The 12,861-nt window shown below is 67.7% G+C and carries 14 protein-coding genes; 6 read left to right on the top strand and 8 right to left on the bottom strand.

The window, feature by feature from the left end:
• Nucleotides 1–136 precede the first annotated feature (136 nt).
• From LJ725_RS23845 to LJ725_RS23835, 3 genes are read left to right on the top strand one after another with little or no spacing between them, the layout of a single operon-like run.
• The gene (locus LJ725_RS23845) at nt 137–526 is read left to right on the top strand and encodes a cupin domain-containing protein (protein WP_329958390.1); all 390 of its coding nucleotides are present in this window, start codon (nt 137–139) and stop codon (nt 524–526) included.
• A 9-nt stretch (nt 527–535) separates the two neighbouring features.
• Complete coding sequence (mqo, locus tag LJ725_RS23840; protein WP_230553445.1) at nt 536–2,029, top strand: malate dehydrogenase (quinone); 1,494 nt, start codon at nt 536–538, stop codon at nt 2,027–2,029.
• The gene (locus LJ725_RS23835; protein WP_230553444.1) at nt 2,029–3,276 is read left to right on the top strand and encodes a threonine/serine exporter family protein; all 1,248 of its coding nucleotides are present in this window, start codon (nt 2,029–2,031) and stop codon (nt 3,274–3,276) included. Before mqo ends, LJ725_RS23835 begins: the two co-directional genes overlap by 1 nt.
• A 224-nt stretch (nt 3,277–3,500) precedes the next feature.
• On the opposite strand, the gene fumC is transcribed toward LJ725_RS23835, so the two are convergent.
• From fumC to rsmI, 7 genes are read right to left on the bottom strand one after another with little or no spacing between them, the layout of a single operon-like run.
• Nucleotides 3,501–4,904: a class II fumarate hydratase gene (gene fumC, locus LJ725_RS23830; protein WP_230553443.1), complete on the bottom strand. Its 1,404-nt coding sequence runs from the start codon at nt 4,902–4,904 to the stop codon at nt 3,501–3,503.
• Nucleotides 4,905–4,958: 54 nt separating this feature from the next.
• Nucleotides 4,959–5,402 carry an alternative ribosome rescue aminoacyl-tRNA hydrolase ArfB gene (gene arfB / locus LJ725_RS23825; protein WP_230553442.1) on the bottom strand — a complete coding sequence of 148 codons (444 nt, stop codon included), beginning with the start codon at nt 5,400–5,402 and terminating at the stop codon, nt 4,959–4,961.
• Entirely contained in the window at nt 5,399–5,962 is a 564-nt protein-coding gene (locus tag LJ725_RS23820) for an ankyrin repeat domain-containing protein (RefSeq protein WP_230553441.1), read from the bottom strand. Before LJ725_RS23820 ends, arfB begins: the two co-directional genes overlap by 4 nt.
• On the bottom strand, nt 5,959–6,921 hold the full coding sequence (gene gshB / locus LJ725_RS23815; RefSeq protein WP_230553440.1) for a glutathione synthase: 963 nt from the start codon (nt 6,919–6,921) through the stop codon (nt 5,959–5,961). The genes LJ725_RS23820 and gshB overlap by 4 nt, the downstream gene beginning before the upstream one ends.
• 45 nt (nt 6,922–6,966) lie before the next feature.
• Nucleotides 6,967–7,782 carry a SirB1 family protein gene (locus tag LJ725_RS23810; protein WP_230553439.1) on the bottom strand — a complete coding sequence of 272 codons (816 nt, stop codon included), beginning with the start codon at nt 7,780–7,782 and terminating at the stop codon, nt 6,967–6,969.
• Nucleotides 7,783–7,785: 3 nt separating this feature from the next.
• Nucleotides 7,786–8,151 (bottom strand): YraN family protein, encoded by a 366-nt coding sequence (locus tag LJ725_RS23805; protein ID WP_230553438.1) that lies wholly within the window; start codon nt 8,149–8,151, stop codon nt 7,786–7,788.
• Complete coding sequence (rsmI, locus tag LJ725_RS23800) at nt 8,148–9,041, bottom strand: 16S rRNA (cytidine(1402)-2'-O)-methyltransferase (RefSeq protein WP_408015771.1); 894 nt, start codon at nt 9,039–9,041, stop codon at nt 8,148–8,150. The genes LJ725_RS23805 and rsmI overlap by 4 nt, the downstream gene beginning before the upstream one ends.
• 29 nt (nt 9,042–9,070) lie before the next feature.
• Between rsmI and LJ725_RS23795 the strand changes: the two genes are divergently transcribed.
• Together LJ725_RS23795 and LJ725_RS23790 are read left to right on the top strand one after the other, a co-directional pair.
• Entirely contained in the window at nt 9,071–10,246 is a 1,176-nt protein-coding gene (locus tag LJ725_RS23795; protein ID WP_230553436.1) for a penicillin-binding protein activator, read from the top strand.
• A gap of 2 nt (nt 10,247–10,248) precedes the next feature.
• Entirely contained in the window at nt 10,249–10,986 is a 738-nt protein-coding gene (locus LJ725_RS23790; protein WP_230553435.1) for an HAD family hydrolase, read from the top strand.
• 6 nt (nt 10,987–10,992) lie between these two features.
• Here LJ725_RS23790 and LJ725_RS23785 read toward each other — a convergent pair whose 3' ends face one another.
• Complete coding sequence (locus LJ725_RS23785) at nt 10,993–11,772, bottom strand: aspartyl/asparaginyl beta-hydroxylase domain-containing protein (protein ID WP_230553434.1); 780 nt, start codon at nt 11,770–11,772, stop codon at nt 10,993–10,995.
• A 192-nt stretch (nt 11,773–11,964) separates the two neighbouring features.
• On the opposite strand from LJ725_RS23785, the gene LJ725_RS23780 reads away from it, so the two are divergent.
• Nucleotides 11,965–12,855 carry an SAM-dependent methyltransferase gene (locus LJ725_RS23780; RefSeq protein WP_230553433.1) on the top strand — a complete coding sequence of 297 codons (891 nt, stop codon included), beginning with the start codon at nt 11,965–11,967 and terminating at the stop codon, nt 12,853–12,855.
• The last annotated feature ends 6 nt before the right edge of the window (nt 12,856–12,861 follow it).

Below are 12,861 nucleotides of genomic sequence, written 5' to 3'. Positions count from 1 at the left end.
TGGCGCCCTTCTAGCTCAATCCAAGCATCCGGGGGAACCCCGATCCGCCGCCGGGGGCGGTTTGTTGCCAGCCGGATGAGCCCGTACTACCGTCGCCGCGACGTGTGAAATCAGGGAAAGCGGCATGATTCGGTGCGTGCGGATTTGGACGGGTGAAGACCAGAACTCGCACGTCGAGGAAGGCTGGATCGACCTCAAGCCCGGCGCGCACGGCGACCTGCTGAGCGGCAAGATCGACGTCACCAGCGCGTCGCTGCAGGAGACCCAGCCGGGCGGCAACTATGCCTGGCACACCGCGCCGGTCCGCCAGCTGGTCATCACCCTGAGCGGCACGCTCGACTTCAAGACCCGCGGCGAACAGCATTTCACCCTGGCGCCCGGGGACATCCTGCTGGCCGAGGACACGACCGGCGGCGGGCACACCTGGAGACTGGTCGACGACCAGCCCTGGCGGCGTCTCTACGTCGTGCTGGGCAAGGATGCCCCCGTGCCGTTCAAGCGCGCCACCCCCAAAGACCGCCGATAGGAGAGTTCGATGGCAGACAATCATTCCGGCGACTTCGACGTCGTCCTGGTCGGCGCCGGCATCATGAGCATGACGCTGGCCACGTTCCTCAAGGAGCTGCAGCCGCATCTCAAGATCAAGATCATCGAGCGGCTCGAGGGCGAGGCGCAGGAGAGCTCCGGCCCGTGGAACAACGCCGGCACCGGCCATGCCGCCAACTGCGAGCTGAACTACACGCCGCAGCGTCCCGACGGCAGCGTCGACATCTCGCGGGCGCTTGAGGTCAACGTCGAGTTCGATATGTCGCGCCAGTTCTGGTCCTACCTGATCCGCAAGGGCGCGATCCAGCGGGCGGACTCGTTCATCCATCCCGTGCCGCACATGAGCTTCGTGATCGGCGCCGACCGCCAGGCCTTCCTGAAGAAGCGCCACGCGGCGATGAGTGCGCATCACTGCTATCGCGGCATGGAGTATTCCGAGGATCACAAGCAGATCGCCGAGTGGGCGCCGCTGATCATGGAGGGTCGCGACCCCGGCCAGCCCGTCGCCGCCACGCGCATGGTCACGGGCGCGGACGTGAACTACGGCGCGCTCACGACCAACCTGCTCAACTACCTGCGGCGCCAGGACGGTTTCTCGATCGAATTCTCGCAGCAGGTCACCGATCTCCATCGCCGCACCGACGGCGGCTGGACGATCGGAGTCAAGGACGAGAAGACCCATGCCAAGCGCTCGCTGGGCGCGAAGTATGTGTTCCTGGGCGCGGGCGGCGCCGCGCTGACGCTGCTGCAGAAGTCCGGCATCCCCGAGGCCGACGGCTTCGCCGGCTTTCCGGTCAGCGGCATCTGGCTGCGCTCGGGCAAGCAGGAGATCGCCACCCGCCACATGGCCAAGGTCTACGGCATGGCGGCGACCGGCTCGCCGCCGATGTCCGTGCCCCATCTCGATACGCGCTATGTCGACGGCAAGCGCTGGCTCCTGTTCGGACCCTTCGCCGGCTTCTCGACCAAGTTCCTGAAGCACGGCTCGATGTTCGACCTGCCGCTGTCGCTGCGGCCGGACAATCTCCTGCAGCTGCTCGCCGTGGCGCGGGACAATCTTCCGCTCGAGGAATACCTGATCGGCCAGGTGCTGCAGACCAAGGCCCATCGTTTCGATGCGCTGCGCGACTTCTATCCCGCCGTCGACGAGAAGGACTGGGAGTTCGACGTCGCGGGCCAGCGCGTCCAGATCATCCGCAAGGACGTGGCGCGCACCGGCAAGCTGGAGTTCGGCACCGAGATCGTCCATTCGGCCGATTCCTCGATCGTGGCCCTGCTCGGCGCCTCGCCCGGCGCGTCCACCGCCGTGTGGATCATGGTCCACATGCTGGAGAACTGCTTCCACGAGCAGCTCACCGGCCACTGGGTGCCCAAGCTCAAGGAGATGATTCCCTCCTATGGCCAGGACCTGAAGACCGACGCTTCGCTGGTCGAGCGCGTGCGCAAGGATACGGCTGAAGTGCTGGGCCTGCACACGGTCTGATGACCGACCCGCGGGCCCCGCTCACCGAATCCCTGGAAGTCCTGCTGCGCTTCGGCGCGCTGATGCTGCGCGCCGGCGACACGGCCTTCCGGGTGCGCGATGCCATGCATCGCCTGGCCCAGGCACTCGGCATCGAGCGGCTCGAGGTCGAGCTGTCGACCGTCGGCCTGACCGCGACGGGGTGGACCGGCGGCGAGGCCACGACCCTGACGCGCGAGACCGGTCCGCCGGGTGTCGATGCCTCGAAGATCGCCGCCCTCGAAGAGCTCTCGCTCGGCGCCGCGGCCGGCCTCGACACCGCGACTCTCGGCGCCGAACTCGACCGCATCGAAAAGGCAGCGCCGCTGCACGGATTGCTCCCGGTCGCCCTGTCGATGGCGGTGGCCTCGACGGCCTTTTCCTATCTCAACGGCGGCGACCTGCTGGCGACCGGCGCGGCGGCGGTGAGCGGCGGCATCGGCCAGGCGGCCCGCACCCTGCTCTCGCGCCAGGGCTTCAACCAGTTCGCGATGACCGCGCTGTGCGCCGTGCTGGCGTCCGGCCTCTACTGCCTGATCGTGATCGGCTTCGGTGTGCGCACCTTTGCCTTCGCCCACGCCATCGGATTCATCTCGTCGGTTCTGTTCCTCGTGCCGGGCTTCCCGCTGGTCGCCGCCCTGCTCGACCTGACGCAGCACCAGACCAAGGCTGGCGTGACGCGCCTGTTCTACGGCGTGCTGCTGACGCTGAGCGCGGCCTGCGGCATGTCGGTGGTGGCGATGCTGGCCGGCCTCGCGCCGGCACCGGCCGCACCGCCGCCCGGTGCGATCGAGCCGCTCACCGTGCTGGGCCGGGCGCTCGCCTGCCTGGCCGGCGGCTATGGCTACGGCATCCTGTTCAACAACCCGCATCGCACGGTTCTGGCGGTGGCGCTGCTGTCGATGGTGGGCAACGAGGTGCGGCTCGGACTGCACGATCTCGGTCTTGCCCTGCCACAGGCGACATTCTTCGGCGCGCTGGCGGTCGGACTGGGCGCCTCGCTGGTGCGCGGCCGCCTGCACGCGCCGCGCATCGCGCTGACGGTGCCCAGCATCATCATGATGACGCCCGGCCTGTTCGCCTTTCAGACGATCGTGTTCCTGAACCAGGGCAAATCCCTGGCGGCGGTCGAGGCGGCCGCGACCTGCGGCTTCGCGGTCGGTGGCATGGCGATGGGTCTCGTCGCCTCCCGCTTTCTCACCGAACGGCAGTGGCGCTACGAGCGCTAGGTTTTCCGAGCAAACTGGAATCGCACCACCCACCTCATGCTGAGGAGGCCCGAAGGGCCGTCTCGAAGCATGGGAACGAGCACCGCGTTTGTTGCCCATCCTTCGAGACGCGCCGCTTCTCGGCGCTCCTGAGGATGAGGTGGGTCGTTGATCTGTCTACGTCGGAAGGACTCTAGCCCCTCTGTCGGATGAGGCCGACCGGATCTGAGCGACAGACCGGTCGCCTACTCCGTCGCGACGTAGGGGTGGACCATCTTCGATGGATCGACGACCTTGTCGAACTCGGCCTCGGTCACGAAGCCGAGCTTGAGCGCGGCTTCCTTCAAGGTGAGGTCGTTGTCGTCCGCATAGTGGGCGATCTTCGAGGCCTTGTCGTAGCCGATCACCGGGGCGAGCGCCGTCACCAGCATCAGCGAGCGGTCCACGTATTCCTTGATCTTCTTGAGATTGGGCTTGGTACCCTCGACCAGGAACTTGCGGAAGTTGGCGCAGCCGTCGGTCATCAGCGTGATCGAGTGCGTGATGTTGTAGATGATCAGTGGCTTGTAGACGTTCATCTCGAGATAGCCGCTGGCGCCGCCGAAGCCGACCGCCACGTCGTTGGCCATCACCTGGACGGCGATCATGGTCAGCGCCTCGGCCTGGGTCGGGTTGACCTTGCCCGGCATGATCGACGAGCCCGGCTCGTTCTCCGGGATGTGCAGCTCGGCGAAACCGGCGCGCGGGCCGCATGACATCAGCCGGATGTCGTTGGCGATCTTGTAGAGCGAGACGGCGAGCGTGCGGAACGCGCCCGACAACTGGACCAGCGCGTCGTGCGCGCCCTGCACGGTGAACTTGTTGGGCGCGGTCACGAACGGCAGGCCGGTCAGCTTCGCGATCTCCGCCGCCGCCGCCACGTCGAAGCCCGGGGCCGCGTTGATGCCGGTGCCCACCGCCGTACCGCCCAGCGCCAGGCGATAGACGCCCTTCAGCGCATCTTCGACACGCTCGATGTTGTCGGCCAGCATGCCGGCATAGCCCGACCATTCCTGGCCGAGCGTGATCGGCGTTGCATCCTGCATGTGGGTACGGCCGATCTTGACGATGTCGGCCCATTCCTTTGCCTTGGCGTCGATCGCGTCGTGCAGCGCCTTCAGCGACGGCAGCAGGCGCTCCTTCGTGTTGACGGCGGCGGCGATGTACATGACCGACGGGAAGCTGTCGTTCGACGACTGCGACATGTTCACGTGGTCGTTGGGATGCACCGGCTTCTTCGAGCCGAGCGGCGTTCCCGCGAGCTGGCAGCAGCGGTTCGAGATCACCTCGTTCACGTTCATGTTGAACTGGGTGCCGCTGCCGGTCATCCAGACGTGCAGCGGGAACATGTCGTGATGCTGGCCGGCCAGGATCTCGTCGCAGGTCTCGAGGATCAGCCTGTGCGCGGTATCGTCCAACCGCTTGCCCGCATGGTTGGCGTTGGCGCAGGCCTTCTTCAGTGTCGCATAGGCGGTGATCATCTCGCGCGGCATCAGGTCCTTGCCGATGCTGAAATGCTCCAGCGACCGCTGCGTCTGGGCACCCCAGAGCTTGTCGGCCGGAACGCTCACCTCGCCGAGGCTGTCTGTTTCCTTGCGAACGTCTGCCACGGGGCACCTCATCTGATCTGGAGCCGCAACACTAACCCAAACCGCCCGGCTTCGTCAGTCGTCGGATCGCCGGGCTTTCCGCAGCGATTTGACGGCGCCGTGACGCTTCTTGTCGTCGACGCGACGGCGCTTGGCGGCCCGGCTCACCTTCGTCTTCACGCGCGGCGCCGGCTTGTAGGTCGCCTCGCGAATCAACTCGACCAAGCGGGCGAGCGCCTCCTCGCGATTGCGCAACTGGCTGCGCTGCCCCTGGGCCACGAGGACCAGCACGCCGTCGCGCGTCAGGCGCCGGCCGGCCAGCCGCTCCAGCCGTTGACGAACGTCGTCGGGCAGCGACGGCGAGCGTCGAACGTCGAAACGCAGCTGTACCGCCGTGGATGTCGTGTTCACGTGCTGCCCGCCGGGACCCGCCGCCCGCACGAAGCTTTCCTGGATTTCCTCCGGGTCGATCGCCAACGAGCCGGTGATCCGGATCGGCGCCGTCCCGGTAGCGGTCATTCCTTGCCGCCGGCCCGGCGCAGCATCGCCTCGATCGATCCGCGATTGGCCTGCTTGGCGTAGCCCAGCGCCGTGCGCCCGGTGAAGTCGCGCGAATTGGGATCGGCCTTCTTCTCCAGCAGCAGCCGCACGATCTCGGCGTAACCGCGCGACGAGGCGATCATCAGCGCCGTCTGGCCCTGCCGGTTCTGCACCCGCGTGCTGGCGTTGCGCCGCAGCAGGATCTCGACGATCTCCACATCGCCCTTCTCGGTGGCGCGCATCAGCGCGGTGTAGCCCTCCGGATCGACGGCATCGGGCATGGCGCCGCCCTTCAGCAGCGTCTCGACGACCGGGATGTGTCCCGCGCGGACCGCGACCGTCAGCAGAGGCGAGCCGTTGTTCGCGGTCTGGTTCGGGCTCTCGTGCTTCAGCAGCGCCTGCCGCACCTTCTCCGCATCTCCGTCGAGCACGGCCCGCACGATCTGCTTCTGGCCGAACAGGTCGGAAGGCGCCGGCTGCGCAACGGCCGCGCCGGCCGACAGCGTCATCGCGAGAGAAAGAAACGTGCGTCGGATCATGCCTTGCTCCCTCGGGTTTCCTGGTAGCGGATCTCTATGCGATCCCAGATCTGCGCCTCGAGCGAGACACCGTCGAAGCGGTTGATCTGCTGCAGGCCGGTCGGCGACGTGACGTTGATCTCGGTGAGATAGTCGCCGATCACGTCGATGCCAACGAAGATCAGGCCCCGCTTCGCCAGTTCCGGTCCGATGATCTCGCACAGCTCGACGTCGCGCTTGGTGAGCGAGGCCTTCACCGCCTTGCCGCCGACATGCATGTTGGAGCGCGCCTCGCCGGCCGCGGGCACGCGGTCGATGGCGCCGACCGCCTTGCCGTCGATCAGGATGATGCGCTTGTCGCCCTTGCGCACCTCGGGGAGGTAGCGCTGGGCGATCACCGGCTCGCGGCTGCGCTGCGAGAACATCTCGAGCAGCGAGGCGAAATTCTCGTCGTCGGGCCGCACCCGGAAGACGCCGGCGCCACCGTTCCCGAACAGCGGCTTCAGAATGATGTCCTGGTGCTCGTCACGGAACTCGCGCAGCGCGCGTGCGTCGGCGGTGATCAGCGTCGGCGGCATCACGTTGTCGAAGTGCGTGACGAACAGCTTCTCCGGCGCGTTGCGCACGCTCGCGGGATCGTTGACCACGAGGGTCTTGGGATGGATGTGCTCGAGCAGGTGCGTGGTCGTGATGTACGACATGTCGAACGGCGGATCCTGGCGCAGCAGGATGACGTCGATCGTGGACAGGTCGAGCATCTCGGGGGAGCCCAGCGTGAAGTGATTGCCCTTCTCGCGCCGCAGCTTCATCGGCTGGGCGCGCGCCATCACCTTGCGATCGCGGAAGACCAGGTCGGCCGGCGTGTAGTGCCACACCGCGTAGCCGCGCTTCTCGGCCTCCAGGCCCAGCACGAAGGTCGAATCGCCGTCGATGTCGATGGTCGAGACATGGTCCATCTGGATGGCGACGCTGAGCTTCATGGGCTGATCCTGACTATCCGGGCTCGGGACGATGGGCGACGGGTTTCAGTTAAGGCCGCGACGCAGTTCCTGCAACAGCGCCGAGGCGCGCTGCCGCAGCCCCGGATCGCCGTCCAGTTCGAGGATTCGCTGGAAGGCGGCGATGGCGGCGCGCCTCTTGTCGAGGCGGGCATTGATCTGGCCGGCTTCGAACAGCAGTTCCTCCCGGTCCGGTGCGATCGCCAGCATGCGGTCGAGCGAACGCGCCGCCGCCGCCCAGTCCTCGCGCCGGGCGAGGCGAAGGCGGACGTTGTTTTCCAGGCGCAGCAGCACGTCGCGGTCGGAAACGGCGTCGAAATAGGCCGGCATGAGCTCCGCATCGCCACCCAGGACCTGCCGCAGCAACCGGCGCAGGTCGGCGGCGTCGCGCACCGCGCCCTCGTGGAAGGGATCGACGACGTGCCGCGCGCTGTCGATGCCGATGCGGATCAGGAAGTGGCCCGGGAAGGCCAGTCCCTCCGCCGTCCATCCCTGGGCGCGGGCAACGTGCATGTAGAGGATCGAAAGCGCCACCGGCAGGCCCTTGCGCCGCTCGATGACGCGCACGAGGTCGGCGTTCTGAAGGTCGTCGTAGGTTTCGCTGTCGCCGCGATAGGCGTAGGAACGCGCAATCACCTCGGCAAGCGCCTCGGGCGTGGCGCCGCGCCGGTGGACGAGATCGGCGAGATCGGTCGCCATCGACGTCACCTGCTGGCGGAAGGGCGCAAGATCGATGCTTTCCCCGCGGCCAAGCACGCTCAGCAGAAATCCCGCTTCGAGCAGGTCGATCCGCTCGCCGTCGCCGGCGCACAGACCCCTCAGACGTTCGAAATCATTCGTCACGCATCACTCCGGCGCTTGCCAGACGTCGGGCAGGTGACGCGGCCAGACACCGCCGACCAGCACCGCATCGAAGCGCACCGAGCACGCGGCATAGCGCGGATGGTGGGCGATGAACAGGCTGGCGGCCCGGGCAACGCGCCCGAACTGGCGCGTTCCCAGCGCATCCGCCGCCTTGGCGAAGTCGCGACGCGCCTTCACCTCGACGAACGCCAGCACGTTGCCGCGACGCGCCACGATGTCGATCTCGCCCAGGCGGGTCTTGTAGCGGCGCATCAGGATCGAATAGCCGCCGAGCCGCAGCCGCCACACCGCGCGCCACTCGGCGGTATGGCCCATGCGATAGGCCTTCTGGCGTGTCTGCAGGGTCATGGGGCGCCGCGCTTCATCTCGAGGGCGCGGGCATAGACGTCGCGCCGCTTCAATCCGAAACGTGCGGCGATTTCCGCCGCCGCATCCTTGACCGACGCGCCGGCCATCGCCTCGCGCAGCGCCTCGTCGACTTCGCCCGCGCTGCGCTCGGTTTCGGCCGAAGGCGCCCCGATCACGATCACGATCTCGCCCTTCACGTCCGGATGCGCGGCATAATGCGCGGCGAGCTTGGACAGAGGCGCGCGGCGGACCTCCTCGAACAACTTGGTGAGCTCGCGTGCGACGGCCGCAGGCCTGTCGCCCAGCAGTTCGAAGAGATCGGCCAGCGCCTCGGGCAGCCGGTGGGGCGCCTCGAAGAAGACGAGGGTCGCCGGAATGGCCGTCACCTCCCCGATGGCGCGGCGCCGTTCGGTCGCCTTGGCGGGCAGGAAGCCCGCGAAGAAGAAGCGGTCGGTCGGCAGGCCCGACAGGGCGAGCGCCATCGGCACGGCCGACGCGCCGGGCGCGGAGGTCACCGGATGACCGGCGTCGACGGCGGCGCGGACCAGACGGTATCCCGGATCGGAGATCAGGGGCATGCCGGCATCGGAGACCAGGGCGACGGCCTTGCCCGCGGCAAGCGTCCGCACGACCCGGGGTTCGGCCTTCTCCTGAGTGGCATCGCTGTAGGCGATGGTCGGGGCGGCGATGCCATAGTGGGTGGCGAGTTTGGCGAACACCCTCGTGTCCTCGCAGGCGATCAGGTCGGCCGCTTGCAGCACGTCGAGTGCGCGCAGCGTGATGTCGCGCATGTTGCCGATCGGTGTGGCAACAATATGCAGCCCCGGGGCGAGCGGCGGTTTACGCGGGGGCTGCTCGTCGGTAGCTTGGGGCCGTTCGTCCAAGTCCATCTGCTTCCGATCGCCGGAGTTTCGCGCCGATGCGTAGGTCATTCCTCGTGCTCGCCACCGCCGCCCTCTTCCTGGGTGCCTGCAGCGAGCCGCCCAAGACTAGCACGCCTGCCGCGCGACCGGTGACCGTTGCCGCACAAGCCGGTTCGCCGCTCACCGCCTCGGGCAAGGCGCGCATCGCCCTGCTGCTGCCGCTCAGCGGCCGGGCTGCGCCGATCGGACAGGCGATGCAGCAGGCTGCCGAAATGGCGCTGTTCGACAACGGGTCGAAGGAACTGGCCCTCTCCGCCTATGACAGCGGCGACAGCGCCGAGACCGCCGTCGAAGCCTACCGCAAGGCCCGACTCGACGGCGCCGCTCTCGTCCTCGGACCGCTCTACGGTACGTCGGCCTCGGCCCTGGTGCCGCTGGTCAACCAGGGCGGCATGAACGTGGTGGCCTTCTCGAACGACGAGCAGGTCGCCCAGCGCGGCGTCTGGATCATGGGCATCGCGGCGCCGCCGCAGGTCCGTCGCGTGGTCGACCACGCCTTCGAGGCAGGCATCCGCCGCTTCGCGACCTTCGCGCCGCAGACGGCCTATGGCGAGCAGATGGCCCGCACCCTCGAAACCTACGTGAACACGCGCGGCGGCACCGTCGTCGGACGCGAGTTCTTCGACCCCAGCGGCAGCGACATCCCCGCACAGGCCCGTCAGCTCGCCGCGTCGGCCAAGGGCGACGGTGGCAAGCTTGCCGTCCTGGTCCCGGTCGCGCCGCCGGCCCTCCCGGTCGCGCTCGCCTCCCTCGCCACCAACGGTCTCGATGGTCGCGCGGTACAGCTCATCGGTACGGGCGTCTGGGATTTCCCCGGCGTCGGCTCCGAATCCATGCTGCGGGGCGCGTGGTACGCCGCGCCCGACCCGGCCAAGCGTGCCGATTTCGAACGCAGATTCGTCTCGACCTACGGCCGGCCGCCGCATCGCCTGGCAACGCTTGCCTATGACGGCGTCGGCCTCGCCAGCCATCTCGCGCGGCTGAAGCCGGGCGGCGACTTCTCGGCGGAAGCACTCACCAATCCCAACGGCTTCTCCGGCGTCGATGGAATCTTCCGGTTCCTGCCGGACGGACGCTCCGAGCGGGCGCTGGCCGTGATCGAGATCCAGGGCGAGCGCGGCGTGGTGATCAGCCCCGCGCCCACGACCTTCGCGGGCCAGCCGACGAACTGACCATGCCTGATTCTCCCCGGGCGGGCCTGCCCCGCGCCATCCTGTTCGACATGGACGACACGCTGATCCGCGCCTACGCCCAGCCCGAGGAGGCGTGGACCCGCCTGCTCCATGTCTTCGCGGCCCACCTCGATGCCCACGACGAGGCCGCCATCGCCCGCGTGCGCACGGCCGTGATGGAAGAGGCACGCGCCTTCTGGAACGACCGCGCCGAGGCCGCGAAGTGGCGGCTCGACATTCCCGGTGCCCGTCGCCTGTCGGTGCGCCGCGGGCTCGCCCGCCTCGGTCGCCCGGACGATGCGCTGGCCGACCGCATCGCCGATTCCTTCACCGAGCTGAGGCGCAGGGAATACCGGCTCTACCCCGACGCCCATGCCACGGTCGATGCGCTGCGCGACGCCGGCGTCCGGCTGGCGCTCGTCACCAACGGCGCGTCGGAGACGCAGCGCGCCAAGATCGAGCGGTTCGAACTGGCCCATCGCTTCCACCACATCCAGATCGAGGGCGAGTTCGGCCAGGGCAAACCCGAGCTCGCCGTCTATCGCCACGCACTGGAGCGGCTGGGCGTTGGCCCCGAGGACGCCTGGATGGTGGGCGACAATTACGAGTGGGAAGTCGTGGCGCCGCAGATGCTGGGCATGTGCGGTATCTGGTACGACCCGTTCAAGGCCGGCGTGCCGGCCAACGCCACGGCGCAGCCGACGCGCATCATCAACCGGCTGGCCGAACTCGTCGAATAGCGCCGATCAGGCGGCCGAGCGCGGCGGCACGCCGATGGCGGCGCGGTCGTACACCGCCTTCACTTCGGCGCTGCGACGGCCGAGTTCGTAGCGCAGCGTCGTGTAGAGGTTCACCGGGAACGGCATGTTCGCGTTGAAGTCGATGATCAGGACGACGCGCGTCTCGTCGGTCTGGTTCTTGACCCAATGCTCGCGCGTGTCGTCGAACACAAGCGGCACGCCCTCTTCCCAGAAGAAGTGATGACCGCCGATCTCGATCCAGCACTTCTCCGGCTCGCTCGGCACGATCAGCGGATAGTGGAAACGGATCACGCCGGCGGCGGACCCGCGGTGCGGCTCGATCTCCGCGCGCCCCGCCAGGATGCTGAACAGCGCGGTGTGCACGCCGGGCAGGCGATTGATCGCCGCCATCGTATCCGGCACTGCGGCTGTGTTCGCCGTGATCTCATGGCCGTAGATCTTCAGGATGAACGTCCGCCATGCCCGGCCCGGCACGTAGAGATCGCGCGGATGGACTTCGTGCAGCGCCGGAATCTCTTCATGGTGGCTGAGCAGGTAGTTGAGATCGGCCTTGATCTTGTCGTGAACCTTCGAGAGTTCCGACAGGACCGGGAAGGCCTTCAACGCCTCCTCGCCGGCCAGCGGCAGCTTCGGCATGTTGCGCAGGATCCAGTCGGAGAGCCTGAGGTTCAGCTTCTCCAGTGGCTCCTGGGGGACCCAGATGTTCTTGGTGAGATAGAAGCGACCCTTCTGTCCAACGCCCTGCGGTTCATCCATCGTCGTCATTGGGGAGCGATCCTGACTGCCTCGATCTTTTGCACGAAGCGCGCTCATAGCGCCAAATCCATTCTTCGCGTGGTGGCATTTCTGGGACAAACGTAACCGCGATGCAAGACGGTCAGGAGGCCGCAGCGATCGGCCTTTCGGCACCGGGGCGCAAATCGACTATGGTGGCGCCATGAAGATTGGAATTAATCGATGATCGATCAGGCAACGGCCACCGGCGCATCCGCGGAGGCGATCCGCGCGCACTACGACGTCGGCAACGACTTTTACCGGCTGTGGCTCGACGAGACGATGACCTACTCGTCGGCGATGTGGCGCGACGAGAGCGACACCGGGCCGCTGGCCGAGGCGCAGCGCCGCAAGATCGACTGGCACCTGCGCCACGCCGGCGCCGATCGTTCGCCGAGCCTGCTCGACATCGGCTGCGGCTGGGGCGGCATGCTGCGCGCGGCGGTCGCGACGCGCGCTGACCACGCACCGCCCTTGTCGCGCGGCGTCGGCCTGACCCTGAGCGATGCGCAGGCCGAACTGGCACGCGCCGCGATCCGCGAGGCCGGCTCGCCGCCCGTCGAGATCCGCGTCGAGAGCTGGGCCGACCACAAGCCGGCAGAGCCCTACGGTTCGATCATTTCCGTAGGCGCCTTCGAGCATTTCACCAAGCCGCGCGACGATTCGGCGACCAAGACGGCGATCTACCGCCACTTCTTCACGCGCTGCCGCGACATGCTGGCGCCCGACGCGCGCATGACCCTGCAGACCATCGCCTACGGTGATCCCGACGACAAAGTGCCGATGGGGCCCCTGGTGGAAGACATCTTCCCCGATTCGGAACTGCCGCGCCTGCCGGAGATCCTGGCCGCCGCCAACGGTCTGTTCGAAGTCGAACGCTTCCGCAACGACCGCAACGACTACGGCCGGACCTGCGAGATCTGGGCCGCCAACCTCAAGGCGCGGCGGGCCGAGGCGATCGAGATGGTCGGCAAGGACCAGACGAGGCGCTACGAGCGCTATCTCAAGTTCTCGGCCTGGGGCTTCTTCTCGCACCGCCTGCATCTGCTGCGCTTCCGCCTGAAGCGCCGCTAGGAGGAG

Source organism: Reyranella aquatilis (genome assembly GCF_020880995.1).
GTDB lineage: Bacteria > Pseudomonadota > Alphaproteobacteria > Reyranellales > Reyranellaceae > Reyranella > Reyranella aquatilis.
This window is presented reverse-complemented; position numbering and strand designations above follow the sequence as displayed.

What these genes read in the sequence shown, in the direction of transcription:
- LJ725_RS23820 (WP_230553441.1), bottom strand. Translation starts at nt 5,962, where the DNA reads ATGATCCGACGCACGTTTCTTTCTCTCGCGATGACGCTGTCGGCCGGC.
- LJ725_RS23790 (WP_230553435.1), top strand. Translation starts at nt 10,249, where the DNA reads ATGCCTGATTCTCCCCGGGCGGGCCTGCCCCGCGCCATCCTGTTCGAC.
- gshB (WP_230553440.1), bottom strand. Translation starts at nt 6,921, where the DNA reads ATGAAGCTCAGCGTCGCCATCCAGATGGACCATGTCTCGACCATCGAC.
- mqo (WP_230553445.1), top strand. Translation starts at nt 536, where the DNA reads ATGGCAGACAATCATTCCGGCGACTTCGACGTCGTCCTGGTCGGCGCC.
- LJ725_RS23780 (WP_230553433.1), top strand. Translation starts at nt 11,965, where the DNA reads ATGATCGATCAGGCAACGGCCACCGGCGCATCCGCGGAGGCGATCCGC.
- rsmI (WP_408015771.1), bottom strand. Translation starts at nt 9,041, where the DNA reads ATGGACTTGGACGAACGGCCCCAAGCTACCGACGAGCAGCCCCCGCGT.
- arfB (WP_230553442.1), bottom strand. Translation starts at nt 5,402, where the DNA reads ATGACCGCTACCGGGACGGCGCCGATCCGGATCACCGGCTCGTTGGCG.
- LJ725_RS23805 (WP_230553438.1), bottom strand. Translation starts at nt 8,151, where the DNA reads ATGACCCTGCAGACACGCCAGAAGGCCTATCGCATGGGCCATACCGCC.
- LJ725_RS23835 (WP_230553444.1), top strand. Translation starts at nt 2,029, where the DNA reads ATGACCGACCCGCGGGCCCCGCTCACCGAATCCCTGGAAGTCCTGCTG.
- LJ725_RS23795 (WP_230553436.1), top strand. Translation starts at nt 9,071, where the DNA reads ATGCGTAGGTCATTCCTCGTGCTCGCCACCGCCGCCCTCTTCCTGGGT.
- LJ725_RS23785 (WP_230553434.1), bottom strand. Translation starts at nt 11,772, where the DNA reads ATGACGACGATGGATGAACCGCAGGGCGTTGGACAGAAGGGTCGCTTC.